This window comes from Planctomyces sp. SH-PL62, from assembly GCF_001610895.1.
Classification (GTDB): domain Bacteria; phylum Planctomycetota; class Planctomycetia; order Isosphaerales; family Isosphaeraceae; genus Paludisphaera.
Genome location: NZ_CP011273.1, coordinates 6270039 through 6296654, shown reverse-complemented (window position 1 = coordinate 6296654; position 26616 = coordinate 6270039). Strand labels below are relative to the sequence as shown.

At 71.5% G+C, this 26616-nt stretch carries 15 protein-coding genes; 12 read left to right on the top strand and 3 right to left on the bottom strand.

Going from position 1 to position 26616, the window contains the following annotated elements; all coding sequences use genetic code 11:
* Positions 1–33 precede the first annotated feature (33 nt).
* Positions 34–1830 (bottom strand): B12-binding domain-containing radical SAM protein, encoded by a 1797-nt coding sequence (locus VT85_RS24550; protein WP_068420819.1) that lies wholly within the window; start codon positions 1828–1830, stop codon positions 34–36.
* Between the two features lie 625 nt (positions 1831–2455).
* Positions 2456–5440 carry a PVC-type heme-binding CxxCH protein gene (locus VT85_RS24545; RefSeq protein WP_068420818.1) on the bottom strand — a complete coding sequence of 995 codons (2985 nt, stop codon included), beginning with the start codon at positions 5438–5440 and terminating at the stop codon, positions 2456–2458.
* A 219-nt stretch (positions 5441–5659) separates the two neighbouring features.
* Here VT85_RS24545 and VT85_RS24540 point away from each other — a divergent pair, with 219 nt between their 5' ends.
* On the top strand, positions 5660–7339 hold the full coding sequence (locus VT85_RS24540) for a hypothetical protein (RefSeq protein WP_156513082.1): 1680 nt from the start codon (positions 5660–5662) through the stop codon (positions 7337–7339).
* On the opposite strand, the gene VT85_RS24535 is transcribed toward VT85_RS24540, so the two are convergent.
* Positions 7255–9351, bottom strand: a complete 2097-nt coding sequence (locus VT85_RS24535) for a glycoside hydrolase family 172 protein (protein WP_068420814.1) — start codon at positions 9349–9351, stop codon at positions 7255–7257. The genes VT85_RS24540 and VT85_RS24535 overlap by 85 nt on opposite strands.
* Before the next feature lie 374 nt (positions 9352–9725).
* Between VT85_RS24535 and VT85_RS24530 the strand changes: the two genes are divergently transcribed.
* The 11 genes from VT85_RS24530 to VT85_RS24475 all read left to right on the top strand — a co-directional run bounded on the left by VT85_RS24530 (position 9726) and on the right by VT85_RS24475 (position 26417).
* The gene (locus tag VT85_RS24530; RefSeq protein ID WP_156513080.1) at positions 9726–10931 is read left to right on the top strand and encodes a lactonase family protein; all 1206 of its coding nucleotides are present in this window, start codon (positions 9726–9728) and stop codon (positions 10929–10931) included.
* A 13-nt stretch (positions 10932–10944) separates the two neighbouring features.
* Positions 10945–11781, top strand: a complete 837-nt coding sequence (locus VT85_RS24525; protein ID WP_197490992.1) for a hypothetical protein — start codon at positions 10945–10947, stop codon at positions 11779–11781.
* A gap of 128 nt (positions 11782–11909) precedes the next feature.
* A complete protein-coding gene (locus VT85_RS24520; RefSeq protein WP_156513079.1) occupies positions 11910–12461 on the top strand; it encodes a hypothetical protein in 552 nt (183 codons plus the stop codon).
* Between the two features lie 83 nt (positions 12462–12544).
* On the top strand, positions 12545–13552 hold the full coding sequence (locus VT85_RS24515; RefSeq protein ID WP_197490991.1) for a PDZ domain-containing protein: 1008 nt from the start codon (positions 12545–12547) through the stop codon (positions 13550–13552).
* A 344-nt stretch (positions 13553–13896) separates the two neighbouring features.
* Positions 13897–20298 (top strand): glucoamylase family protein, encoded by a 6402-nt coding sequence (locus VT85_RS29795; RefSeq protein ID WP_197490990.1) that lies wholly within the window; start codon positions 13897–13899, stop codon positions 20296–20298.
* Positions 20229–22532, top strand: coding sequence for a GH36-type glycosyl hydrolase domain-containing protein (locus VT85_RS28800; RefSeq protein WP_231871545.1), 2304 nt, complete (start codon positions 20229–20231; stop codon positions 22530–22532). Before VT85_RS29795 ends, VT85_RS28800 begins: the two co-directional genes overlap by 70 nt.
* A gap of 580 nt (positions 22533–23112) precedes the next feature.
* Positions 23113–24423: an SGNH/GDSL hydrolase family protein gene (locus tag VT85_RS24495; RefSeq protein ID WP_068420801.1), complete on the top strand. Its 1311-nt coding sequence runs from the start codon at positions 23113–23115 to the stop codon at positions 24421–24423.
* Between the two features lie 16 nt (positions 24424–24439).
* Entirely contained in the window at positions 24440–24817 is a 378-nt protein-coding gene (locus tag VT85_RS24490; protein ID WP_068420799.1) for a VOC family protein, read from the top strand.
* Between the two features lie 109 nt (positions 24818–24926).
* Positions 24927–25391 carry a YybH family protein gene (locus tag VT85_RS24485; RefSeq protein WP_068420797.1) on the top strand — a complete coding sequence of 155 codons (465 nt, stop codon included), beginning with the start codon at positions 24927–24929 and terminating at the stop codon, positions 25389–25391.
* Positions 25392–25407: 16 nt separating this feature from the next.
* Positions 25408–25896, top strand: a complete 489-nt coding sequence (locus VT85_RS24480; RefSeq protein WP_156513078.1) for a hypothetical protein — start codon at positions 25408–25410, stop codon at positions 25894–25896.
* A 47-nt stretch (positions 25897–25943) separates the two neighbouring features.
* Complete coding sequence (locus tag VT85_RS24475) at positions 25944–26417, top strand: hypothetical protein (protein ID WP_068420793.1); 474 nt, start codon at positions 25944–25946, stop codon at positions 26415–26417.
* Positions 26418–26616 lie beyond the last annotated feature (199 nt).

The window sequence follows — 26616 nt, the reverse complement described above, 5'->3', positions numbered from 1 at the left end:
GGTGGCTCCCTTCCTTCCCCCACCCATCTGGAATCAAATCCTCGCGCCGGTGAACGTCGATGGGAAGTCGGCGTCGGCGGCGATCATGGGGAACTTGGGTGGGCGTGCGGCGTGATGCACGGCGATCCGGCCGGTGAACAGCCGGCGGAGCCATCGCGAGCCGTTGAAGATCGATCGCGCCAGGCCGAGCTGGCCCAGCACCTGATACATCAGGCGGAACTTCCAGAGGCCGTCGCGCTTCTTGAGCAGGTCGCGGGCGAAGCTCAGTGGATTGTAGAACGCGGCGTAGGCCACGAATAAATTCGCCTGCTTGCGCCACGGCCGCGCGCTGCCGGTGGTGAGGCAGTGGTTGCCGTCGAAGTGGCTGTCGTCCACGACCTCGCCGTCGACCTCGCGCATCATCAGGCCCTCTTCGAAGTAGCGTTCATAGCTCTTCGAGCCCACCATGGGCGTCAGGAAGGTGATCTGCATGCTGACGGCCCCCACCTTGCGGAGGAACCGCACCTGGTTCAAGAGGCCGTAGAGCCCCCGGAACGTGAACAGCGGCTGCTCGTCGTGGTGCATGATCATCGGCATCGGCGCGATGTCGTGGTCGAGGAGCTTGCGGAAGACGATCCGGGTCTTCTCGGGGGTCTGGCCCTTCTTGACCAGCGAGGCCGTCATGTCCTCGATGCCGAACCAGACGGCCCGCACGCCGGCCTCGCGGGCCAGCGGGAGCAGGTCGCTGTTGCGGTCGACGTCGTGCTCGGTGGCCTCGGTGCCGATCCAGACGGCGTCGCGGAACGGCTTCCCCCCCGCCGTCCCCCGGGCCATCTCCGTGAGCAGCGACTCGGTCGCCTCGCGGTTGTTGAAGAAGTTGTCGTCCGCGCCGAAGAACGTCGCCATGCCGCTGCGCTCGACGATCCCCGCCAGCTCCTCGACGATCCTGCGCGGGCTTTTATGTCGATACGTCCCCTGGTTGTAGCCCGGGATCGGGCAGTACGGGCAGTGGAACTTGCAGCCGTGCGTCATGACGACCGTCAGCAGCGCCGCATGGTCCTTGAGCCCGGTCGCGGCCAGCGGCTTCTCGGCCAGTTCGGCGCCCTTGTGGGGCGGCTCGAAGAGGCCCAGGCCGTCGAACGGCAGCGGCAGCTCGTCGAGGTCGCGCACCAGGCGCTGGGGGCCGGTGTCGACGAGGGCCTCGGGCGCCGTCTCCCCCGGCTCGGGGGCGAAGACCAGACCCGCGACGCCGTGCAGCGCCCCGGCGGCCCGGGCGCGGTCGAAACCCTCCCGCCACGACTCGCCTTCCCCCTTGTATTCAAGGATCCGGTCGAGCAGTTCCAGCAGCACGAACTCCTCGCCCGTGACGACCACGTCGGCCCCCGCGCGGCCGTCTTTCCCCAGGCCGAAGAAGTCCCAGGGCTCGTACGACGCCTTGGCCCCGCCGGCGATGATCAGGGGGCGGGCCGCGCCCATGTTCCAGGCGTCCTCGGTCAGCCGATAGGCCGACCGGCTGTGGATCTGCATCCCGGAGACCAGGAACAGGTCCGGCGCCGCGCCGTCGATCCGCGCCCGGCTCGGCAGCACGCCTCCCGACCACGCCTGGAGCACCAGCCGCGTGCTGGTGAGCCCCGCCGCGTGCAGGGCCGATCCCACCGCCCTCGCCGCGCCGGGGATCAGCGACTTGTCGACGAAGACGTAAGGGCCGAGCCGCGTCCGCCTGTCGAACGCGGTCATGAACAGCGTCCGCACCCCCTTGCCAAGCGTCCGCCGGCGCACTCGCGCCTCCAGTTCGCGGTAGGCCCCGGGTGCGGTGTAGACGTCGTGCTTCGGCCTTCTCGTCAATTCCATGACCGTCGTCTCTTCGAAACTTGGGGAGGGAGCCTCCAGGAGGGTGACGTCGGCGGGAGGTCGTGGGAGGCGTGTCGAGAGCCGGCCTCGGCCCTCATCCCTAAACGACGAACACCCGGCCCGATCTCGCCGATCGGCGGAAATCCCCCGCCTCGGGCGCAACCCGGCCCGGCCGTGAGGAGGCGCGGGCCCCACATCCTGGCTCCCTCGCGAAGCATGAGGACGAGCACGGAATCCGTCGGCGCCTCGGTCCGTCCGCGGTGACCGAGGCCGTCGCCGTCATCCCTTCCCCCCTCGCGGGGGAAGGTGGCCCGCAGGGCCGGCCGGATGAGGGGGAAGACGAGCAAGACGGCCGTCGGGGACTCGGTCCGTCCGCGATGACGGAGCACCCTTGAGGGAGAAGGCGCCGCGCAGACGCGGAGGAGGGGGCGACGAGTACGGAAGCCGTCGCGGCTCCGTCTCCTCCGCGATGAGGGTCCCCCTCATCCGGCCTTCGGCCACCTTCCCCCACCAGGGGGGGGGGAGGGAATTGAGCACGAGAGCCGTGGGCGTCTCGGTCCGTCCGCGATGACGGCCCCCTCATCCGGCCCCACGACGGCCGGATGAGGGTCGGGACAGGACGGCATCACTTGGTCGCGGCGGGCGCGACCTGGCTGGGGGAGGCGAGGTAGGCGAAGAGGTCGCGGATCTCTTGCGGGGAGAGGGCTTCGAGCTGGCCTTCGGGCATCATGGAGATGTTGGAGGCCTTGACTTCCTCGACGTCCTCGCGGGGGAGGATGATCCGCTCGTTGGCCGTCTGGATGGTGAGGACGGCGTCGGTCTGGGCGCGGAGGATGCCCGAGACGAGGCGGCCGTCGGCGGTCGCGACGTTGGTCACGGTGTACTCGCGGGCGACGGTCGCGCTGGGGTCCAGGACGTTCTCCAGGATGTAGTCGGCGTTGGCGCGGTCGGAGCCGGTCAGCTCGGGGCCCACGTCGCCGCCGGCGTCGAACAGCTTGTGGCAGGCGTTGCACGTCCGCTCGTACACGGCGCGGCCGTTGGCGAGGTCGGGGGCGCCGGCGGTGAGGACGGCCTTGTACTTGCCGATCAGCGAGGCCTTGTCGGCCGAGGTCGCCCGGACGGTCCCCCAGACCACTTCCAGACGATGGGACAGGCCGGCGTCGCCCAGGGCCTGGATCTGCCGGGCGGTGGTGACGCTGACGTCTCGACGCGGGACCGTTCCCGCTTCCACCGCGTCCAGCAGCGCGAGCGCCCAGGCGGGCCGGGCGGCCAGCGTGGCGACGGCGTCCTCACGCTCGGCGGGGGTGAGCGTCGGGTAGCGATCCAGGACGATCCGGGGGACGTCCGGGTCGGCGAAGGCGGCCATGGCGCGGAGCGCCCGGGCGCGGAGGGCGTCGTCGGCGAGCAGACCGGGCAGGTCACGCTCCAGGCCGGGAATCCGCCGCTCCACCAGGGTGGTCAGGGCGACCTGCCGGCGGCCGGCGTCCGCCTTGGGGTCGAGCAGGGTGGCCCGGAGCGCCTCGACGGCCTTGGGCTCGTCGAGGGTCACCGCCAGGAGCAGGGCCTTCTCCAGCACCTCGGGCGACTTCACGGCCGAGAGCCCCGCGTAGAGGTCCGCCCAACCTTCCGGCCGGGGAACCTGCTTGCGGCCCCGGAAGGCTTCAAGCACGCCGTCGAGAACGTCCGAACGCAGTTCGTCGCGGTCGAGCTTCAGCACCGGGGCGAGCGCGGCCAGGCCCCCGGCCGGGTCGGCCGAGACCATCCGTCGCGCCAGGAAGTTGCGGAGCATCGGCAGCTTCACCTCGGTCACGAGGGCCGCCGCGCGGTCGAGGTCCTCGGCCGCCAGGGGCTCGATCCCGTACCAGGTCATCAGGGGGAGCATGGGGTCGGCCGGGTCGATCTCGGCCGCCGCCAGCGTCTCGGCCAGCGGCCGGCGGTCGGCGACCGGGATCCGCTGGAGGGCCGACGTGAGGGCCAGTCGCGCCCGGGGCGAGGTCTCGGTTTTCGCGGCCTCCGCGAGCTTCGCGACGACCGCCGGAGCGATCGGGAGCCGGTCCACCAGAAGCCGCACGGCCCAGCCCCGCACGGAGTCGTCGCGGTCGGCCAGCAGGCCGAGCAGGGCCGGCTCGTCGAGCGCGCCGACGGCGTTCAACGCCCACAGGGCGCGGAGGCGTCGGGGGGCTTCCGTCTCATCTCGGAACATCGCCTGGAGGGTCGTGCGGGCCGCGGTCATGTCGCCGCCCGCCGCCGCACGCTCTTGCAGGATTCGGCGGGCGGTGCGGACGTACCACTCGTTCTTGTGGCTCTGAAGCCCGGCCAGCTCGGCGTCGGTCTGCTTCGCCAGGTCGACCGTGACGGGCTGGGGCTCGCCGTAGGTCATCTTGTAGATCCGGCCGTTCTCGCGGTGCGAGCCGTCGGCGTCGTTCTCGTGGCACTCGCCGATGTCCGCCCAGTCGGTGAAGTAGACGGCGCCGTCGGGCCCGTACTTCAGCTCCAGGCCGCGGAACCAGACGTCGTCCACCCGCAGCAGGTCGGGCTCGTGATGGGCGACGTAGCTGGACCCCTTGCGCTCCAGGCGGTCGTGGTTGACGCGGTGGCCGTGGATGTTGAACGTGTAGACGCCGTCACGATACGAGTCGGGCCACGAGCCGCCCAGGTAGATCATCGCGCCGACGTGGGCGTGGCCGCCGCCGACCAGGCTGTGCTTGTCGTGCCCGGCCCCCTCGCGCGACTCCGTCCAGTGGCCGCCGGCCCAGTGCAGGTGGTCGGCGCAGGTGGGGATGCGTTGATACGTGTTGGTGTTGAAGTCCTCGCCGAACATCCGGTCGAACCGGGCTCCGGGGACGACGTGGAACAGGTGGGGGATCACGCAGTTGGTGATGAACGCCTCGCCGTGGTCGTCGAAGTCCAGGCCCCAGGGGTTCGTGGTCCCGTGCGCGACGGCCTCGAAGACCTTGCGCGTGGGGTGGTACCGCCAGACGCCCGTGTTGATGGCCGTCCGGTCGGCGTCGGCCGTCCCGGGGGCGCCCACGAGCGAGTTGGAGAGGATGCCGTTGAGGCCCCAGAGCCAGCCGTCCGGGCCCCATTTCAGGCCGTTGAACATATTATGCTGGGCCTTGACGTCCCAGCCGTCCAGGACGACCGCGGGCGAGGCGTCGGGCTGGTCGTCGCCGTCGGCGTCGGGGATGAACAGCAGGTTCGGGGTGTCGCAGACCCAGACGCCGCCGAAGCCCAGCTCGATCCCGGTGAAGCTCTTGCCGCCCTCGTAGAAGACCTTGCGGGAGTCGAACCGGCCGTCGCCGTCGGAGTCCTCGAAGATGACGATCCGGTCCTTGCCCCGGGGCCCTTCCAGCCAGATCGGATAGGAGAAGTTCTCGACGACCCAGAGCCGGCCCCTCGCGTCGATGGTGAAGGCGATCGGCTGGAGGACGTCGGGCTCGGCCGCGAACGGCTTGACCGTGAAGCCCGGCGGGATCGTCATCCGCGAGGGCGCCTGGTCCGCGGGCGTCGGCGCGTGGGTGGGCGCCGGGTCGTCCGCCCCCGCCAGGGCCAGCAGGGCCCCGGCCGCCAGGGCCGATGAGAAGACGAAGGAGAGGCGTCGCGCGGTCATCGTGGGGAGGCTCCGGGCGGGTTGGCTCTGCGGGGAGGTCGCTGCGGCCCGGCCGGCGATCGGCCGGCGACGGAATTGCAGACTAAGGTCAGCGCGACGCGCCGTCAATGGCCGATGAACCCGCCCGCCAACCCATCCGGACCGATCGGTCGGCCGGATCGTTCGCCCCGTTCTATGGTTCATCAAGAGCTTCAACGCACCTGCGAAGGGGGGGAGGGGATGAGCGGCCAGCGAATGGCGAGGAAATACGGCAACGCCGAGGCGGGCCTGTTCGTGGGCGTCTGGCTGGCCCTGATGACCTTCGGGCGGAGTCGGCTGTTCCAGGATCCGGGCACTTTCTGGCATACGGTCATGGGCCGAAAGATGTGGTCCTCCGGGCGTCTCATCGAGGCCGATCCCTTCAGCTACACCTTCGGCGGCACACCCTGGACGCCCTACGAATGGCTGGCGGAATGCGCCATGGCAGCCGTCCACGGGTTCAGCGAGTTTGACGGCCTGCTGCTCGCCACGGCTACCACCCTGGCGGGACTCTACACCTGGACGGCTCACCGCTTGATGCGGAGTGGGTTGCACTGGCTGCCGACCACCCTGTTCCTCACCTTGACGATCGCGGTCAGCTGCTCGCATTTCCTTGTCCGGCCTCATATCGCTTCGATCGTATTCCTGGGACTCACCTTCGCCTTCCTGTGCGATTTCGAGGCGGGCCGGATCGGCCTCGGCCGTCTATTCTGGCTGATCCCCCTTTTCATCATCTGGACGAACTGGCACGGCGCCGTGTTGGGAGGGCTGGCGATACTGGGCCTGGCCGCCCTGGGCTGGTCGCTGGCCTGGGGCTTCCACCTCGAATCGCCCGTCGTCCGGCCTCGCCAGGCAGGCGTCCTGGGGGTTTTGGTCTTTGGCTGCGGGCTGACCATTCTGGTGAATCCTTATGGGCTGGAAGTCCCGCGCACCTGGCTCAAGATCATGCGATCGCCCGTCGTGCCTCGTCTCATCGTGGAGCACGCCCCCCCAAACCCCGGCGAGGTCAGCTTCTGGATGATCTTGGCTCTCGGCCTGGTCTATCTCATCAGTCTGCCGGGCACGCGGCCTCATCGGCCTCGCGTCACCTGGTTGATCCCGATCGTCTGGTTCGTCCTGACTCTTTCGCGAATCCGACACGCCCCGCTCTTCGCCATCGTGACGGCTCTGGCTTTCGCGGACATGCTCCCTTACAGTCGCCTGGCGACTTGGCTGGCGAAGCCAGGGCGGGACCTCTACCAGCCCCCGGAATCGACCTCGAAGCCGACCTGGCCGCGCGACTGGCGACCGGCGCTCTTGCCCGCCCTGATGATCCTCTCGTCCGTCGCGTTCCAGGCGTCCGACGCCCGCGTCCCCATCCTGGGACGCGGCTGGGCCAGGCTCGATCCCGCGTATTGGCCGGTCGAACTGTTGCCGGAACTCCGGCGATGCGAGCGGCGGTATCCCCTGGGTTCGCGGATCTTCAACGACTATACGCTCGGCGGCTTTTTGATCTATTTCACGCCCGGTCTCAAGGTTTTCATGGACGATCGCTGCGAGGTCTACGGCGATACGTGGCTGGAACGTTTCGCCAGGGCCGACTCCGACGAACCAGAGCTGATGGATGAATGGCTCGAAGAATACCGGATCGACGACGTCTTCGTCCTCTCGGGCTCGGGTTTCGACCGTCACATCGCCGGGCGCCCGGGCTGGTCTCTGGTCGGCCGGTCCCCCGCCGCGAACCTCTATCACCGCGACCAGCCCTTATCGTCGGGGCGTTCCGCGTGGGAAGGGGGCCGCGGCCAGGGGGCGACGGCTCAACGCCGGGGCGCGACCTTGCCGCCGCCGAAGTCGCCGGCGGGGGCGGGGGCGAGCTTGAGCCAGTCGACGCCGACGAGGTAGCTGGTGCTCCTGGGGTTCTTGCCGACGACGGTGATGCTCAGGACGTGCGGGCCGGCGTCGAGGTCGACGACGCCCAGCGGCACCCCGCCCGAGTGGACGACCCCCGGCGCGTACAGGTCGATCGCCTTGCCCAGCGGGGCGCCGTCCAGGGCGAGCTGCACGACGGCGTAGTCCGGGGCCCTGGTGAACGCGGCCCACAACGCGTAGGTTCCGGCCTCCTCGACGGGGAGTTCCAGGTCGAGCCGGGCGTCGGGCTCGCGGACGGTCCACCAGAGCTGGCTGTAGCCCGACCAGGCGTCGCCGAAGGGGGTCATGTCCTGGATGGGCGTGTCGCCGGCCGTCTTAGCCCGGACCTTGAGGGCCTCGGCCTCGAGCGCGCCCGGCTCGCGCGTGACGGTCGGCCGGGGGTGGACGACGCGCGACGACAGGTCGGGGAGGCCCGAGGGCTCGACCTTCGCGCCGGGGGCCGCGTAGACGTAGGCGATCGTCGCGAATTGGACCTTCACGGCCTCCCAGTGCCAGAGTTCCAGGTCGAACGCCAGCGACCGATCGAACGGGATGGCGTCGAGCACCTGGACCCGGAGGTTGCTGCTGTTCCCCTTGGTGCCGGGGCCGTCGCATCGGGTCTGGGCGTGGAACGGGTTCCTGTAAGGACGCGGGTCGCTCCAGGCGTAGCCGAAGTAGTCCTCGGTGCCGGTGCCGAAGGTGCTGGGGAACGCCTCGCCGTCGACGTAGACCTTCTCGTCCCCCTCGCCCCACCAGGCCGGGGTGGGGTTGTAAATGTTGCAGAGCAGGCCGACGAACCGCCCCGCGCCCCCCGAGACCCGGAGCGTGGGCCAGTCGAGCGTGCCGTCCCCCTTCACGGTGGGGACGTCGTCGCGCTGCCGCCATCGGGCGTGGAACGCGAGCTTCTCGGCGGCGGCGGGGTCGTCGCGCCAGCTCCAGCGGACGACCAGGTTCGCCGCGCGGCCGGACTGGTTCGCGAGGACGATCCGGGCGTTCCGCTTGAAAGGCATCTCCCAGCAGGAGACCATCGCCGCGTCCTCGCCGACCTCCTGGATCAGCGTCCGGAACGGGTTCAGGCCCGGCCCGGAGCCGAAGAAGTCGCCGAGCGGGACGGCGACCTGGGGCTCGGCCGCGTCGTCGAAGGTGATCGTGAGCAAGGTTCGGGCCAGGACCTCCGCCAGCGCATCGCCCTCCAGGCCGTCGGGGTCCTGGACCTGGCAGACCAGGGCCGTGATCGCGCCGGGACGGCCGGGGTCGTGGACGAACTCCTTCGACTCGCCCGGCTCCAGGAGGAACGGCTGGGAGGCCGCCAATCCGGCGCCATGCCGGGCCAGGGGGGATTCCAGCAGCGCCCGACGCGTCTTGGCGATCGCTCCCCCCGCGCGTTCCAGGACCTGGGGCGAATAGCTCTCGACGGCCGAGCCGGGGGCGAACGTCGTCACGTTCACCTGATAGTACTGGTCACCCTTCGTCGTCGTGATCTTGATCGATTTCGCGAACGGGAAGGGGAAATACAGGTTCCGCCCGCGCGAGGCGTCGTGGCCGAAGGGGGCGGAGAAGGGCTCGATCCCGCCGTTGGTGATCGTTGCGAAGTCGGCCGCGAGGGCCGGTTCGGCCGCGCCGTCGATGTAGATCCGCAACTCGCCGTCCGGGTTGGCGCTCCAGATCCGCGAGACGTAGCCGGGCCCCTCCGCGTCGGCCAGGACCCACTCCCTCCGATCGCCCTCGCCCTCGACGCGAAGATAGTGCCCCCGGTCGGCGTTGGCGAACGGCTCGACGATCTTGCCGTCCACAAGCTTGCTCGCCCGGTCGTAGCTGGAGAACTGGAACGACCGCTCGCCGGCCTCGGGCGGCTCGGCCAGCCTCGAGGGGTCGGCCATCCGGCCCAGGAGCGACTCGACCGTGACCGGCCCCGGCGGCGCGGCGGCTGCGGCGGTCAGGGCGGTCGTCAGGAGGCCCAGCGCGAGCAGGGCGATTCGGGACGGTGAGACGACGGGCGCGGGCATGGGAGAGGCCTCCATCGCGGGAGGAACGGCAGGGGCCGGGCGAGCGGGCGGGCGGGGCGACGGGCTCCGTCCGTCGATCCCCATCGGACCAGACCCCGACGCCCCCCGCAAGGCCCCGCCGCGACCCCCGGCGACCGTCGATTTCGCAATAATAGGAACGCTCGCCCGGCGGCTATCCCGAAAACGGGATTTCGGTGTCACATGAATGGAACATTTCGAACAGGCCGTCGACCGGGGGACGTTTCCAGGCCTGTTTAAATTAAGCGGCCTGCGATCGTCTCCACTCGTCCTTTGCGGCCGGGGCGGGGCTGTGATAACGTCGGGAGCTTCCGAAGATTCCGTTCGAGACGCCGCCGCGGCGGGGGGAGCAAGCGATGACGATGGGGATGGGATCGACCTCGCGACGGGCGTTCGCCTCCGCGTGCGGCTTCCTGGCGCTGACGGCGGGCGGGATTCTGATGCAGACGCAGGCGGTCGCGGCCGAGAAGTCCTGGGTCTACGTCGGCACCTACACGAACTCGAAGGAGTCGCCGAGCGAGGGGATCTATCGCTTCGAATTCGACCCGGCCGACGGCTCGCTGGCGCCGAAGGGGGTTGCGGCCGAATTCGCCGACCCGTCGTTCCTGGCGGTCCACCCGAGCAAGAAGTTCCTCTACGCGGTCGGCGAGCTGGGCGAGTTCCAGGGCGCGAAGGCCGGCGGCGTCGGCGCTTTCAGCCTGGACGCCGCGACCGGCGAGCTGAAGCCGATCAACCAGCAGTCGTCCGGCGGCGCCCACCCCTGCCACCTGACGGTCGACCCGACGGGCAAGGCCGTGCTGGTCGCCAACTACTCGGGGGGGAGCGTCGCCTGCCTGCCGATCGAGGCCGACGGTTCGCTGCGGCCGGCCTCGTCGTTCATCCAGCATCAGGGCAAGAGCGTGGACCCCGGCCGCCAGACCGCGCCCCACGCACACTCGGTGAACCTCGACCCGGCGGGCAAGATCGCCCTGGTGGCCGACCTGGGGCTCGACAAGGTCCTGCTCTACGACCTGGACGCCGCCGCCGGCAAGCTGACGCCCCACGACCCGGCCTTCGCGGAGGTCGCGGCCGGCTCCGGGCCCAGGCACCTGGCCTGGCACCCCTCGGGCCGCTTCGCCTACGTCATCACCGAGCTGAAGAACACGGTCGACGTGTTCGCCTACGACAAGGCCAAGGGCGCGCTCCACGAGGTCCAGACGATCTCCACCCTCCCGGACGACTTCCAGGGGGCGAGCTACTGCGCCGAGGTCGTGGCCCATCCTTCCGGGAAGTTCGTCTACGGCTCGAACCGGGGGCACGACAGCCTGGCGATCTACAAGGTCGACCCGGCGACGGGGAAGCTCGCCTCGGCCGGCTGGGCGCCGACCGGCGGCAAGAACCCGCGCAACTTCGCGATCGACCCGACCGGCGGGTTCCTGCTGGCCGCGAGCCAGGACTCGGACCGGATCGTCGTCTTCCGCATCGACCCGGAGACCGGCGGCCTGACCCCGGTGGGCGAGCCGATCGCGGTCCCCAAACCGGTCTGCATCCGGTTCGTGACGCAGCCGTCCTCGGCGAAGTGAGCCCGTCTCCCGCATGAGCGTCCCCCTCGGCGACGATGCGACGTGGTCCGAATCGCCCGGCCCGGGGCGTTCGCGGCAGGCCCGGCTGGCCTCGCTGCTGTACGCGCCGGCCGATGTTCGGGCGCGGTCGCGTCGGATCTACGAGTCCGTGCTCGACGAGTCGCCCCGGATCCGATCGGCGAACTTCACGACGATCGGGGCGGACGACCTCGAACGCCTCTTCCACCTGTACGACGCGGCCTTCTTCCGGGGCTCCCTGGCGGAGATGCTCCAGGAAGACCGGGCCTATCCGATGGCCTTCCGGCTCTCGCGACGGCTGACGCGGGCCGCCGGCCAGACGATCCGCCTGCTCCGCCAGGTCCGGCGGGGGTCGGCGCTGGTCGACCAGACCGAGTATGAAATCTCGGTCTCGACGACGCTGCTGTTCAACACCTTCCAGGCGATCGACCGCGAGGTGATCGTCGGCGGCCTGGCCTGCGCCGACCGGCTGGAGGCGCTCCAGCGGATCTTCGAGCACGAGCTGTTGCACCTGGCCGAGTTCCTGGGCTGGGGCCGTTCGAGCTGCTCGGCCGAGAACTTCCACGCGCTCTCGCGGCGGATCTTCGCCCATGAGGGGGTGCGGCACGACCTGGTGACCCCCCGCGAGCAGGCCGCGGCGACCTTCGGCGTCCGGGTGGGGGACGCCGTGGAATTCGACATGGAAGGCGCCCGCCTGAGAGGCCGCGTCAACCGGATCACCCGCCGCGCCACCGTGCTGGTCGAGCACCCCTCCGGCACTCTCTTCAACGACGGCCGCCGCTACCAGACGTTCTACGTCCCGCTGTCGCTGCTGAAGAAGGCCCAGGCGTAGGGCCGTTTCGTCCCCTCCTGGCGGATTGCCGTCGCGCTCGCGGTCGACGTACATTTGAATTTATGGAAGAGAGAATCCGGGAGAGGGCCTGGGCCCACGCGCGGGATCGCCTCGGCCAGGTCGCGTTGATGGCCTCGACCCTGGTCTTTTCGTGGCTGGGGATGCAAATGGTCCACGAATTCGGGCACGTCGCGACGGCCTTCGTCTGCGGGGAACGGGTCGCGGGGGTCGTCCTCCACCCGCTCGCCCTCTCGCGAACCGATGTCTCCCACGACCGCCACCCTTTGCTCGTCGTCTGGGGCGGTCCCATCCTCGGCTCGGCGATCCCCGTCGGCCTCCTGGCGGCGGCGAAGCGGCTCGGCTGGGGGCTGTCCTATCTCGTCCAGGCCTTCGCCGGCTTCTGCCTGATCGCCAACGGCGCCTATCTGGGCGTCGGCTTGTTCGACGGCGTCGGCGACGCCGGCGACCTGCTGCGTCACGGCTCTCCCCGCTGGACGTTGATCGGCTTCGGCCTGATCGCCGCGCCGGCGGGCCTCTGGCTCTGGAACGGGAACGGCCGGCGTTTCGGATTCGGCGAGCCGAGCGGCCGGGTGGATTCGAGGGCCGTCCGATGGGCGATCGCGCTGGCCGCGGTGATGGTCGTCGTCGAGATCGCGGCGGCTCCGCACCTGAGCCCCTGAGGCGTCCCGAAGGGCGAGAGGAATCCACGGGCCGCGCGCCCGACGCTTTGATCGATGGGTCCCTGGTTCAGGAGGTCTCGATCATGCTCCGATTCGTCGCTTGTTCTCTGCTCGTCGCGTTCGCCTCGCCGGAGGAACCGCCGGACCGAACGTCCAGGGGCGCCGGCGCGTCCGCGTTCCCGGGCTCGCCGTCGGACGAGGGGTTCTTCCGCCTGGGGCGGGCGGAACTCGATAGCCTGAGGCTTTGGGAGGAGGCCGGCGGCCCGAGCCTCGTGCTGGAGAAGCTCGACGACGGCGCCCGGGGCCAACTCGGCGTGCCCGAGGGCCGCGGGCTGGTGGCGACGGCCGTCCGGGTCGACGGTCCGGCGTGGGAGGCGGGCGTCCGCGAGCAGGACGTCCTGCTGACCCTGGACGACGAGCCGCTGGCCGAGCCCGAAGACCTCGCGCGCCTGCTGAAGAAGGCGGGCGACGAGCCCGCGACGCTGACCGTGCTCCGCAAGCGGAAGCCGACGACGCTCAAGGTCCAGGCCCGGGTGCGCGTCGACCTCGGGCCGCTCGAAGACGAGGCGCCGGAGTTCTGGATCGGCGCGACCGTCGAGCCCGTCGCCCCGATCCTCCGCGAGCAGCTCGACATCCCGGCCGGGCGGGGCCTGACCGTCTCCCGGCTCGTGGACGACGCCCCGGCCGCCAGGGGGGGCCTCCAGGTCCACGACGTCATCCTGACCTTGGACGGCGAGGCGGTCCCGGACGCCGCCGGGCTGGTGGCCCGCGTCGGCAAGGCGGGGACGAAGCCCTTGACGTTCGAAATCCTCCGCGCGGGCGAGAAACGCCCCGTGGCGGTCACGCCGGAGAAGCGCCCGCCTCGCGACGTGCTGAGGCGCTACTACGTCGCCGACCGGCCGGCCCGCTCGGCGCGTCGTCCCGACGTCGTCCGCCCCGGCGTCCTCCTGGGCGCCGACCAGTTGGGTCGCCTCCTCGACCTCGACGCGCCGGACGCCTCGGTTCGGAGGCTCGACGACATGGCCGGCGAGATCAAGGCCCTGCGCCGGGCGATCGAATCGCTCCGCAAGGCCGTCGAGGCGCGAAAGTAACGGGACCGAGGCGATCTCCCGCCGACGAGGAGGCCCGGTCCCGATCCGTCGGTCGTCGCCTCCGACGCTCCTCACGGAACACCGCCACCTCAAGGGGGGCGGCGGACGGCGATCGGGGCGCCGCGGGTTCTCCGACCCCGTGGATCGGCGTGGGGCCGGTCCCGAGCCGTCGTCCCAATCCCCGGCCGGTCCACGGGTTCGGAGAACCCGTGGCACCCGAAGGGATTCCGCCGGAACTCGCTGGAGTTAAGTTTTGGTAAGATCGAGGGGAACGGCCGCACTGCGGCGAGGGGCGGCGCGAAGCCGGCCCGGCGGGCGTCTCCTCTCGGGATGAGAACGACGGCATGAGCGCATCGTACATGGGGGCGCCCGGGTCCGCGACGGACGACGGCGAGGGGGCCTGGATCGCGGCGCTGGACCCCCGGCAGGTGGGGCCGATCCGCGGCGAGCTGCTGGGGGCGGATCGCCTGGATCGGCTGGCCCGGGCGCTGGCCGAGGCCGCCGTGCCGGCGCGGCGGCGGCGGTCCGGCAGCCCCCTCCTGAAGCGGTTCGCCGACAACGGCAAGGTCCTGGGGCGGGTCCACGCCCGGATCACGGCCGGCGAGGAGCACGCGCGCGGGATCGACGTGGAATGGCTGCTGGACAACTTCCACATCGTCGACGAGGTGCTGAAGGAAGTCCGCCGCGACATGCCCCACGGCTACGACGCCGTCCTCCCCAAGCTGGCCGGCACGTCCCTGAAGGGCTACCCCCGCGCCTTCGCGATCGCCGCCGCCCTGGCGGCGCACACCGACAGCGAGTTCGACGAGGCCCGGATCAACCGCTTCCTCGCCGCCTTCCAGGAGAAGGCCGGGCTGACCATCGGCGAGATCTGGGCGCTGCCGACGATGCTCCGCCTGGTCCTGCTGGAGAACCTCCGCCGACTGGCCGAGGAGATGGTCTGGTCGTGGGAGGAGCGGCGGCGGGCCGACGCCTGGCTCGCCGCCCCCGAGGCCGGGCGGCCGGGGCTCGGCGAGCCGTCGGGTCCGTTCGTCGCGCGGCTGATGCAGGCGCCGCGAGCCTCGGGGGAGGCGTCGCCGAAGGAGGCGCGCGACCGGCTCGAAGCCCCGGGCGTGGACGTGGACGGGGTGGTCGAGCGGGAGAACCACCGTCAGGCGGCCAATCAGCTCACGGTCGGCAACTGCGTGGTCGGCCTGCGGCTGCTCGCGGCGGTCGACTGGAACGCGTTCTTCGAGCAGCACAGCCAGGTCCAGGCGATCCTCCTGGACGACCCCTCGGGCGTCTACGCGCAGCAGGATTTCTCGACCTGCGACCGCTATCGGAAGGTCGTCGAGCAGGTGGCGAGGGGCTCGAAGGCCGACGAGCTGGCCGTCGCGCGTCGGGCCGTCGAGCTGGCCGCCGAGGCCGACCCGGCCGACCCCCGCCGCCGACACGTCGGCTACTACCTGATCGACGACGGGTTGAAGGCCCTCCGCGCCGGGTTCCGCTATCGGGGACCCTGGGGCGAGCGGCTGGTGGAGGCGATGCGCGCCCACCCGAGCCTGACGTACTTCGGCTCGATCGTCGCGGTCTGGCTCGCGGTCGCCTCGGCCTGCGCCTGGCTCGCCGGCGGGACGGGGCTCGGCGCGGCCGGGCTGCTCGGGGTGCTGGCGCTGCTGGCGATGCCCGTCGGCGAGGTCGCCGTCGGCTTCATCAACCACGCGCTGACGATCTTCCTCCCCCCCAAGGTGCTCGCCAAGCTGGAGTACCGGAAGGGGATCCCGGACGAGGACCGCACGTTCGTCGTCATCCCGACGATGCTCGTCCGCGCGCACCACGCCGCCGGGCTGCTGGAGCGGCTGGAGATCCACTACCTGTCGAACCCCGACCGCAACCTCCGGTTCGCGCTGCTGACCGACTTCGCCGACGCGCCCAGCGAGCACATGCCCGACGACCAGGGGCTGATCGACGACGCTTTGGAGCGCGTCCGCGCCCTGAACGCGCGATACGCGTCCAGCTCGGGCGGGGAGGACCTGTTCTACCTCTTCCACCGGCGACGGCTCTGGAATCCGTCGCAGGGGGCGTGGATGGGCTGGGAACGCAAGCGCGGCAAGCTCTCGGAGTTCAACAAGCTCCTGCGGGGCGGGGGCCGCGGCAGCTACGACGTGTTCAGCGCCGACCCGGCCTCGCTCCCCCATTTCCGGTTCGTGATCACGCTGGACTCCGACACCCAGATGCCTCGCGACACCGCCGGCCGGCTCGTGGGCTCGATCGCCCACCCGCTGAACCGGCCCCGGTTCGACGCCGCGAGCGGCCGGGTTCTGGAAGGCTACGGCGTGCTCCAGCCCAGGGTGAACTTCCACCTGACGGCGGCCACGCACTCGTACTTCGCCCGGCTTTTGGCGTCGGGAGGGGGGATCGACCCGTACTCCACGGCCGCCTCGGATTCGTACATGGACCTGTACGGGATCGGCAGCTTCACCGGGAAGGGGGTCTACGACGTCGACGCCTTCGAGCACGCCACCGACGGCGTCTTCCCCGAGAACCGGATCCTCAGCCACGACCTGATCGAGGGGAACTACGCCCGCTGCGGGCTTTTGAGCGACACCGAGGTCTTCGACGACTTCCCGGCGCGGTATCACGCCTACGCCCGCCGCGAGCACCGCTGGACCCGGGGCGACTGGCAGCTCTTGCCCTGGCTCGGCGGGGCCGTCCCGCTGCCGGGGGGGGGGACGCGGCCCAACCCGCTGCCGACGCTGGAGCGTTGGAAGCTCCTGGACAACCTCCGTCGGAGCCTCACGCCGCCGTCCGTGGTGCTGATGCTGGCCCTGGGTTGGACGGTCATGCCGGGCTCCCCCTGGCTCTGGACGGCCGTGGCGCTGCTGGTGCTGGCCCAGCCCGTGCTCAAGTGGCTGACGGCCGCGACGGTGGGGGTGCTCCGCACCGGGACGCTCGGCCCGCTGATGGGCTGGCGCGAGAACCTGGCGTCGATGGGGGGCCAGGCGCTGCTGTCGCTGACGTTCCTCGCCGACCAGTCGCGGCAGGCCCTCGACGCGATCGCGCGGACGCTCCACCGCCAGTACGTCAGCCGGAAACGTCTGCTGGAGTGGGAGACCGCCGCGTCGACCGAGCAGCGGCTCGGGGGCGGCCTGCGCGACTTCGTCCGCTCGATGTGGCCGGCGTCGGCGATCGCGCTGGCGATCCTGGCCGGGGTCGTCTGGCTGCGGCCGTCCGCGCTCTGGGCCGCCGCGCCGCTGCTGTCGGCCTGGTTCCTCTCGCCGCTGGTCGCCTACGCGATCAGCCTCCCCCTGCCGTCGACCGAGGTCCCGCTGGCCGCCGAGACCCGCCGGGCGCTGCGGAGGCTGGCGCGGAAGACCTGGCGGTACTTCGAGACGTTCGTCGGCGACGAGCACCACTGGCTGCCGCCGGACAACTTCCAGGAGGTCCCCGACGGCCGGATCGCGCACCGGACCTCGCCCACGAACAAGGGGCTGCTGCTGATCTCCACCCTCTCGGCGCACGACCTGGGCTACCTGTCCCTGGGGACGATGGTCGACCGCCTGGAGCGGACCTTCGACACGCTCGACCGGCTGGAGCGGCACTGGGGGCACTTCTACAACTGGTACGACACGAAGACCCTGGAGCCGCTCCCCCCGCTGTACATCTCGACGGTCGACAGCGGCAACATGCTGGGCTGTCTCGTGGCCCTGCGGCAAGGGCTGATCGAGAAGGCGTCGACGGCCGTCGTCGGCCCGGCCGCGGCCGAGGGGCTCGACGACGCCTTGAACCTGGCGCTGGAGGCCGGCGCGGCCGACGCCTCGCGGCTCAAGGCGCTGCTGGGCTCGCCCCCGGCCGACGCCGACCTCCCCGGCTGGGCGTCCTGGCTGGCCCGCGTCGAGGAGGAGGCCGAGCGGTTCGAAGCCGCGATCGGGGCCGGGCCCGAGCATAGCCAGGGCGACCTCGCCGCGGCCCGCACCTGGGGCCGGAAGCTCCTGGAGCAGGCCCGCGACCACCGCCGCCACCTGGACGCCCTGACCGCCGGCGTCGAACTCGCGGGCGCGACCGATCCCGACGCGACGGTCCCCACGCTCCGGGCGCTGGCGGCGTCGAGCCCGGCCGCGGCCGCGCTGGCGGGAAGGCTCGCGGACCTGGCCGACCGGGCCGACGCGATGGGCCGGGAGATGGACTTCCGCCCGCTCTACAAGAAGGAGCGGCACCTCTACGCGATCGGCTGCGACCTGTCTCAGGGGAGGCTCGACGGCGCCTGCTACGACCTGCTGGCGTCGGAGGCGTGCCTCACCAGCTATCTGATGATCGCCCGCGGCGAGGCCCCGCGCAAGCACTGGTTCCAGCTCGGCCGCCTCTTCGTCCGCGCGGCGGGGCGCATCGGCCTGATCTCCTGGGGCGGGACGATGTTCGAGTACCTCATGCCCCGGCTGCTGCTCAGGAGCCTGGACGAGACCGTGCTCTCCGAGGCCGCCAGGACGGCCGTGGCGCGGCAGATCGAATACGGCCGCCAGCTCGGGCTGCCGTGGGGGATCTCGGAGTCGGCCTTCTCGGCCCAGTACGCCGACGGCGACTACCGCTACCAGGCGTTCGGCGTCCCGGGCCTCGGGCTCAAGCAAGGGCTCGACCAGGACCGGGTGGTCGCCCCGTACGCCACCGCGATGGCCACGATGATCGCGCCCGTCGAGGCGACGGCCAACCTGGAACGGCTGACCGCCGAGGGCGCCGAGGGGGCGTTCGGCTACTACGAGGCGATCGACTACACGCCGTCCCGCCTCCCCGCCGGCCGCCGCGCGACGGTCGTTCGGTCTTACATGAGCCACCACCAGGGGATGAGCCTGGTCGCGGCGGCCAACGTCCTGCTCGGCGACCTCATGCCGAGGCGGTTCCACGCCGAGCCCATGGTCCGCGCCGCCGAGCTGCTCCTTCAGGAGCGCGTCCCCCGCGACACCCCGCTGGTGGACCTCGACGCCGAGGCCGAGGAGGCCGCCGCGGCCGACTCCCAGGCCGGCGAGCCCCCGGCCGAACGCCCCGCCGCGCCGAGCTTCCTCAGCCGACGGCTCACCACCCCGGCGACGATCGCCCCCCGGACGCACCTGCTCTCCAACTCCCGCTATCACGTGATGGTCACCAACGCCGGGTCGGGCGCCAGCTCGGCCCTGGGGGTCGACGTGACGCGATGGCGGGAAGACCCGGCGCGGGAGGCGTACGGCCAGTTCCTCTACATCCGGGACGTCTCCAGCGGCCTGGTCTGGTCGGCCGGGTTCCAGCCGGTCTGCCGCCCGGCCGACGAGGACGAGATCGTCTTCGCCTCCGACAAGGCGACCTTCCGCCGCCGCGACGGCGCGATCGAGAGCCTGCTGGAAGTCGCCGTCTCGCCCGAGCAGCTCGCCGAGGTCCGCCGCCTGACCCTCGTCAACCACGGCCCCGGCTCGCGCGAGCTGGACGTCACGAGCTACGCCGAGGTCGTCCTGACCCAGCACGACGCCGACCTGGCGCACCCCGCCTTCCACAAGCTGTTCGTGGAGACCGAACGGCTCCCCGGCTCGGCGGCCCTGCTCGCCCGGCGACGGCCCCGATCGCCCCATGAGCGGCCGATCTGGGCCGTGCACGTCCTGGCGGTCGACGGCTCCTCGTCGGGCTGCACGTTCCTCGACGAGCCGACCTTCGAGACCGACCGGGCCCGGTTCCTGGGCCGAGGGCGGTCCGTCGCCGACCCGGCGGCGCTGGACCCGGGCGAGCCGCTCTCGGGGACGGTCGGGCCGGTGCTCGACCCGATCTTCAGCCTCCGCCGCCGGCTGTCCCTGGCGCCGGGGGGGACGGCCGTCCTGGCGTTCACCACGGCCGTCGCCGAGGATCGCCGCGGCGCGCTCGCCCTGGCCGACCAGTACCACGGCCCCAGCGCCGCGGCCCGGGCGTTCGAGCTGGCCTGGGCCCATCGCCAGGCCGAGCACGGCCAGCGCGGCTGGTCGGCCGAGGAGGCCCACCTGTTCCAGCGGCTGGCCTCCCACCTGATCTTCGCCGGCCCGGCCCTCCGCGCCCGCCCGGCGGCGGCCGACCCGGCCGAGCCCGCGTCCCGCATCGCCGCCCGGTTCGGGATCGACCTGCATCGCCCGGTCGTGCTGGCGAGGCTCTCCGGCGCGGCCGAACTCTCGCTGGCCCGGCAACTCCTGGCGGCGCAGGCGTACCTCGGGCTCAAGGGGCTGGAGGTCGACCTGGCGCTCCTCGACGATTCCCCGGCTCCCGGCCTGGGCGAGCCCCTCGCCGCGATCGTCCGGGAACTCGGGGCCGCCGACCGCATGGGCCGCCCGGGGGGCGTCCACGTCGTCTCCGGCGCGACGCTCGACCCCTCGGCGCGAGGGGTCCTGTACGCGGCGGCGCGGGTCGCCCTCGACGCCGCCGACGGCCCGCTGGAGACCCAGCTCGAATCGGTCGATGCGGCGCCGCCGCTCCCCGACCCGCTCACCGCCTCCCCCCCGGAAGCCCCCATCGCGACGCGCCCGTCGCCCCTCCCGGCGACCTCGCCTTCTTCAACGGGCTGGGCGGCTTCACGCCCGACGGCCGCGAGTACGTCGTCCTGGTCGACGTCCCCGCCCGCGACGACGCCGCGACCGCGACCGCCTCGCGACGGCCGCTCCCCAGGCCGACGCTCGCCCCGTCCCCGTGGAGCAACGTCGTCGCCAACCCGGCCATCGGTTTCCTCGTCACCGAGGGGGGCGCGCAGGCGACCTGGGCCGTCAACAGCCAGACCAACCGGCTGACCGCCTGGAGCAACGACCCGGTCTCCGACCCCTCCGCCGAGGTCCTCTACCTCCGCGACGAGGAGGCCGGGCAGGTCTGGTGCCCCACGCCGCTCCCCGTCCCCTCGGCCGAGCCCGTCCTGGTCCGCCACGGCCAGGGATATACGACCTTCGAACGCAACAGCCACGGGATCGAGCACCGGCTCAGCGTCTACGTCGACCCCGAGCGGCCGATCAAGTACCTGAGGCTCCGCGCGACCAACCCCGGCCCCACGCGCCGGAGGCTCTCGGCGACGTTCTTCGCCGAGTGGGTCCTGGGGACGACCCGCGACCGCTCGGCGATGCACGTCGTCTCGGCGATCGACCCCGAGACCGGCGCCCTGATCGCCCGCAACCCGTTCCGCGAGGAGTTCGGCGACGGCGTCGCGTTCCTCGACGTCGACCGCCGCCCCCGCACCGTCACGGCCGATCGCGGCGAGTTCCTGGGCCGGCACGGCTCGGTCGCCAACCCCTCGGCGCTCGGCCAGGTGGAGCTGTCCGGCCGCGTCGGCCCCGGGCTCGACCCCTGCGGCGCGGTGCAGACGAAGTTCGAGCTGGGCCCCGGCGAGTCCCAGGAACTGGTCTTCCTGCTGGGCTGGGCCGAGTCCCCCGCGAAGGTCCGCGAGCACCTGGACCACGTCCGATACCTCGGCGCCGCCGCGGCGCTCGACGAGGCGAAGGCCCGCTGGGACCGCCTCCTGGGCGCGGTGACCGTCCGCACCCCGGAGCCGGCGTTCGACCTGCTGCTCAACCGCTGGCTGCTCTACCAGGCGACGAGCTGCCGCCTCTGGGGCCGCACCGCCTTCTCCCAGTCCGGCGGGGCCTTCGGCTTCCGCGACCAGCTTCAGGACGCCCTGGCCCTCCTCCACGCCGCCCCCGAAATGGCCCGCGAGCAGATCCTGCGGCACGCCTCGCGGCAGTTCGTCGCTGGGGACGTCCAGCACTGGTGGCACCCCCCCGAAGGCCGGGGCGTCCGCACCCGCTGCTCCGACGACTTCCTCTGGCTCCCCTTCGCCGCCTCCCGATACGTCGAGACCACCGGCGACCTCGCCGCGCTCGACGCCGAGGTCCCGTTCCTCGAAGCCCCCGCGCTCGCGCCCGGCCAGGAGGACGACTACCGGCTGCCGGGCGTCGTCGCCGATTCCGCCTCCCTGTACGAGCACTGCGCCCGCGCGATCGACCGCTCGGAGCCGACCGGCGCGCACGGGCTCCCGCTGATCGGAAGCGGCGACTGGAACGACGGCATGAACCGCGTGGGGGTCGAGGGGAAGGGGGAGAGCGTCTGGCTCGCCTGGTTCCAGATCGTCGTCCTCCGCCGGTTCGCCCCGATCGCCGAGGGCCGGGGTGACGCCGCGCGGGCCTCCCGATGGCTCGCCCGCGCCGACGCCCTGGCCGAAGCCGTCGAGGCCCACGGCTGGGACGGCGAATGGTATCGTCGCGGCTATTTCGACGACGGCTCGCCGCTGGGCTCGGCCGCCAACGTCGAGTGCCGGATCGACTCGCTCGCCCAGTCCTGGTCCGTCCTCGCCGGGGCCCCCGCCGGCCGTTCGGCCCGGGCCACGGCCGCCGTCGAGGCCCTCCTCGCCCGCGAGGCCGACCGGATCATCCTCCTGCTCGCCCCCCCCTTCGACCGCTCCGTCCCCGACCCCGGATACATCCAGGGCTACGTCCCCGGCACGCGCGAGAACGGCGCCCAGTACACCCACGCCGCCGCCTGGTTCGTCCAGGCCCTCGCCCTCCAGGGACGCCGGGACGAGGCCCTTCGCCGGTTCCAGGACCTCAACCCGATCAACCACACGCTCGATCGAGAGGGCGTTTCCCGATACAAGGGAGAACCCTACGTCCTGGCCGGAGACGTTTTCAGCCAGCCCCCGCACGCCGGCCGCGCCGGCTGGACCTGGTACACCGGCGCGGCGGGATGGCTCTATCAGGTCGGCCTGGAGACCCTCCTCGGCGTCCGTCGCCGGGGCGACCGCCTCGTCGTCGACCCCCGCGTCCCCGCGTCCTGGGAACGGTTCCAGGTCGACTACCGCTTCGGCGAGACCGTCTACGAGATCCACGTCCTCAACCCGGAAGGCCGCGAGCCGGGCCCCGCGCGGGTCGCCGTCGACGGCGAGGCCCAGGCGCTCCCGGAAATCCCCCTGGTGGACGACGGCCGCCGTCGCCGCGTCGAGATCGTCCTGTCGGCGGGCGAGGAGCGGGCCGACGAGGCGTGATCTCCGCCGTGAAAAGCTGACCGTCACGGATTTTGGGGGGGCTCGACGTGGAACGATCTTCCCCCCTCGCGGGCTTGTAGGGGGAGGTATTCTGCAAGATTCTGGGCTGGAACAGGTTGCGTGGACAAATCGCACGGAATCGCGGCCGTTACGGAAGTCGATTAATCATGTGCCAAAACGCCGCCGTGATCTGGCCCCGTAAATCACGGGGTTCTCCACGAACGGTGAACTCGGGCGTCGATCCGAAGCCCCGAAATCACGATCGGCAACCTCTCTCAAAACCAGTAGTTGCGAAAATACCTCCCCTTGTAAGCCCCTCGCGGGGGAAGACGGACGCCGAAGGCGTCAGATGAGGGGGACGCGAAGCATGGGGGCCGTCGGGATTCGCAGCCCGGCCGCACGAAACGCCCGCGGCCTTCGTGCTGGTCTTCCCCTCATCCGGCCCTTCGGGCCACCTTCCCCCGCGAGGGGGGAAGGCCGTTACGATGGCTCCCCAAAACCCGTGGCGGTCAGGTAAAAAGGGAGGGAACGGCCCGCACCCGAGTCCTCGACCGAGCGTCCGAACGAGAGGCCCGACCGCATGACTTCGCCGACGAGCGCCGAATCGATCCCGATCTCGCCGAGGCCGGTCGCCCGGCTTTCGAGGCGCCGCCGGTGGCTGTTCCGGCTCGTCACGCTGCTGGCGATCGCGATCGCCCAGGAGGCGCTGTTCCGCGTGCTCTTCCCGGCGCCCGAGGTCGTCGGGTTCAACCGGATCAACTACCAGCAGATGGCGCAGTCGCACCCGCAGATCGGCCGCGCGATGGAGCGCGGGCTGGTCTACGATCGGCTCCTGGTGGAGAGCCGGCCGGACGGATTCTCGGAAGTTCATAACCTTAACATTTACGGCTTCCGCGGCCCGGACTTCCGCATCGACCCCGAGCCGGGGCGTCGGCGGATCCTGGTGATCGGTGACAGCCTGGTCGAAGGGGAGGGGGTCGACGATTCGGGGACGATCACCGCCGAGTGGTCGCGGATCCTGGCCCGCGAGGGGACCCCGGCCGAGGTGATCAACCTGGGCGCGATCGCCGCCAGCCTGCCGCACCTCTGGATCCTGACCCGCGACGCCGTCCCGCTTTTGAAGCCCACCGACGTCGTCGTCTCGCTCTATTCCAACGACCTGCCGGCCCCCTCCGACCCCAAGCTCCTCGACTCCCCCGCGCCGAAGTTCCCCCGCGTCGAGGACGCCCCCCTGCGGCCGAGGATCGTCGACCTGATCGACCGCGCGATCTTCGAGAAGCCCATCCACCGCCGCTGGCCGCACCTGCCGATCCGCTTCTTCGCCCCCGTCCCGGACGGCACCAACCCCTGGTCGTACGGCCAGCCCCGGCCGACGGCGCTTCGGGAAGAGTTGTATGAAGACATGAAGGCCGGACGACTCAACCCCTGGCTCTACGCGCAGTCGCAGGACGCCCCCCGCCAGCTCTCGCGCGACTACGCGACGGAGGGCTCGCCCGTGCTCTTCCTGGACCGGATGGCCCAGGTCTGCCGGTCGGTCGGCGCGCGGATGATCGTCGCGTACACGCCGTTCTGCGGCGTGGTCCACCCCCGATACGCCGGCGCGCTCGTCGAGCTGGGGATGGACCGCGAGACGGCGGAGGCCCTGGCCGTCGACCCGAAGTATCGCGGCCAGAACCGCGTCATGGCCGCCGCCTGCGCCGAGCTGGGGCTCCCGCTGGCCGACGCGACGGCCGCCCTCGAAGCCGCCGAGGCCGTCGGGCCTCAGTACTGGGCGTACGACACCCACCCCAACGCCCAGGGCTACGCCGTCATCGCCCGCCGCATCCACGAAGTCTGGAAGCAGGCGGTCGCAGGCTCGCCGCCGCGAGCCGAGGCCCCGCCTTCCCCCTGATTCGACAGGAGCCGACATGATCCAGTTCCAGGCCGTCCACCCCATCTCGAACGAGGATACCGACGCCCTCCCGGTCCAGGACCTGGATCCGGCCGTCGCGTTCTACGAGCGGGTGCTCGACTTCAAGGTCGCCTCGCGCGACGCCGCGACCGCGAGGCTGACGCGCGACGGGGTCCAGGTCGGGCTGGTCCGGAAGGAGGGCCACGACCCGAACGAGGCCGGCTCCTGCTGCTTCGACGTCGGCGACCTCGACGCCCTGCACGCCGAGCTGAAGGCCAAGGGGGGCGATCTGGGCGAGATCTCCTTCTCTCAATGGGGCGGCAAGAGCTACCGTGTCTTCTTCCTGCGCGAGGACGTGGACGGCTACTGCTTCTGCTTCTGCCAACCGGCGTAGCCCGAGCCCGACGTGGGCCGATCGGGAGGGAGAGTTCCGCTTCCCGCGGCTCGACCCGAAGGCCCGGAGCCCTGATCTTCCGACTCCCCGCCTCCCCCGGAGCCTACCCATGAACCGAGTCGCGTCCATCTGCCTGCTGATCGCCTCGGCCTGTGTCCCCGCCCTCGGCCAAACGCCCTCGAAGGAGGACGACGCGGCCGTCCGCGACCTCGTCCGGCGTTACGTCGACGCCCGCGAGGCCCGCGACGCCAAGGCCGTCGAGGCCCTGCTCACCGCCGACGCCGACCAGCTCGTCTCCGACGGGACCTGGCGCCGGGGCCGGGACTCCCTCGTGCAAGGGATGCTCGAATCCTCGCGCAAGAATCCGGCGAAGCGGACGATCGAGGTCGAATCCGTCCGCCTGCTCGCCCCCGACGCGGCCCTCGCCGACGGCCGCTACCTCCAGGTCGGCGCGGCGCTCGCCGACGTCCGCGCCATGTGGACGACGATCGTCGCCCGCCGCACGCCCGAAGGCTGGAAGATCGCCGCCATTCGCAACATGCTCCCCGCCCCCGCCGCCCCCGCCGGGAAGTAGGACGGGAGACGCGATCATGACCATGCCGACGCCCCGCCGCCGTTCGTCGATCCTCGGCCTGATGCTCGCCGTGGCCCTGGTCGCCTGGTGCCTCGCCCTCGTCGTCCACCTTCGGAACTGGGAGGCCCGCCGGGTCGAGATGTATCGGCAGCGGGACGAATCGTTGTTGCTCCTTGAGGCGGCGAGAGGGGACCTCGCCGCGGCCGCGCATCCGGCGGCGGATTTCGTCGTCCGCGACGCCGGGACCGGCCGGACGGCCGACTGGCGGCTCGAAGTCGTCGGCCGCGAGGATCGCGACGGTCGACGGCCCGCCGCGCACCGCGCGATCCTGTCGGGCTCCAACGGCCGACTCGCGTCCGCGCTCGCGCCGATCCGCGTCGAGACCTTTGGCTCGCCGTCCGACGTCCCCTGGCTCGACCGCCTACTCCGGGCCTACCGCGAACGCGGCTGGCGCTACGAGGTCGTCCGGCTCCCGGGCGCCGGTCGGCTTCCCCAGACGCCATGAAGTCGGAACAGCCCCACGAATCGAACCTCCCGAAACGAGGCGCGACGATGCGAACGCCCCGCTTCCGCTTCACGGTGCTCGGCCTGACGGGGACGGTGGTGCTCCTCGCATGTCTGGCCGCGACGGCGGTCCACCTGCGACGCTGGCAGGCGCGCCAGGACGCCCTGAGTCTGCAGCGGCTGGTGACCCGGTCGGTCATGGAGCGGGCCCGTGAGGAGATCGCTGCGGCCGGTCGCGCCTCGCCCTGGTTTCGCGTGGTCTACGGCCCTGACGCCGCGAGCCGATGGACGGACCACCTCGAAGCCTGGGAGGACTTCGACCGCCGGGGACGCCCCTTGATCCGGGTGACCGTGTCGGGCGCCAACCACGCGTCCGCCCTCGCGCCGATCCGCGTCGAGACCTATGACTCCGAACTCCTCTTCCCCTGGCTCGACCGCCTGCTCCGGGACTACCGCGATCGCGGCTGGCGATACGAGGTCGTCCGGCTCCCGGGCGCCGGTCTGCTTCCCGACGCGCCCTGAGGTCGAGACGCCCGCCGAGGATTCCGCGCGTTCGCCCGGATTTCGAGTCCCCATCGCGCATTCCTATCCATTGTTACCTGGAGGTCCTTGCCGATTCGGGCGGCGGGGACGGCGCGCGCTCGGGCCGACGGGACGGGCGTCCGACGATCCTGACGGAGAACACGAAAAGCGCCGAACGAAGCCAATCGCGGGGGCGGTC

Excerpts from the sequence above, each read along its gene's own strand:
- VT85_RS24545 (WP_068420818.1), bottom strand. The coding sequence starts at position 5,440 with ATGACCGCGCGACGCCTCTCCTTCGTCTTCTCATCGGCCCTGGCGGCC.
- VT85_RS24475 (WP_068420793.1), top strand. The coding sequence starts at position 25,944 with ATGCGAACGCCCCGCTTCCGCTTCACGGTGCTCGGCCTGACGGGGACG.
- VT85_RS24485 (WP_068420797.1), top strand. The coding sequence starts at position 24,927 with ATGAACCGAGTCGCGTCCATCTGCCTGCTGATCGCCTCGGCCTGTGTC.
- VT85_RS24550 (WP_068420819.1), bottom strand. The coding sequence starts at position 1,830 with ATGGAATTGACGAGAAGGCCGAAGCACGACGTCTACACCGCACCCGGG.
- VT85_RS29795 (WP_197490990.1), top strand. The coding sequence starts at position 13,897 with ATGAGCGCATCGTACATGGGGGCGCCCGGGTCCGCGACGGACGACGGC.
- VT85_RS24515 (WP_197490991.1), top strand. The coding sequence starts at position 12,545 with ATGCTCCGATTCGTCGCTTGTTCTCTGCTCGTCGCGTTCGCCTCGCCG.
- VT85_RS24525 (WP_197490992.1), top strand. The coding sequence starts at position 10,945 with ATGAGCGTCCCCCTCGGCGACGATGCGACGTGGTCCGAATCGCCCGGC.
- VT85_RS24530 (WP_156513080.1), top strand. The coding sequence starts at position 9,726 with ATGACGATGGGGATGGGATCGACCTCGCGACGGGCGTTCGCCTCCGCG.
- VT85_RS24480 (WP_156513078.1), top strand. The coding sequence starts at position 25,408 with ATGACCATGCCGACGCCCCGCCGCCGTTCGTCGATCCTCGGCCTGATG.
- VT85_RS24495 (WP_068420801.1), top strand. The coding sequence starts at position 23,113 with ATGACTTCGCCGACGAGCGCCGAATCGATCCCGATCTCGCCGAGGCCG.
- VT85_RS24540 (WP_156513082.1), top strand. The coding sequence starts at position 5,660 with ATGAGCGGCCAGCGAATGGCGAGGAAATACGGCAACGCCGAGGCGGGC.
- VT85_RS24490 (WP_068420799.1), top strand. The coding sequence starts at position 24,440 with ATGATCCAGTTCCAGGCCGTCCACCCCATCTCGAACGAGGATACCGAC.
- VT85_RS24520 (WP_156513079.1), top strand. The coding sequence starts at position 11,910 with ATGGCCTCGACCCTGGTCTTTTCGTGGCTGGGGATGCAAATGGTCCAC.
- VT85_RS24535 (WP_068420814.1), bottom strand. The coding sequence starts at position 9,351 with ATGCCCGCGCCCGTCGTCTCACCGTCCCGAATCGCCCTGCTCGCGCTG.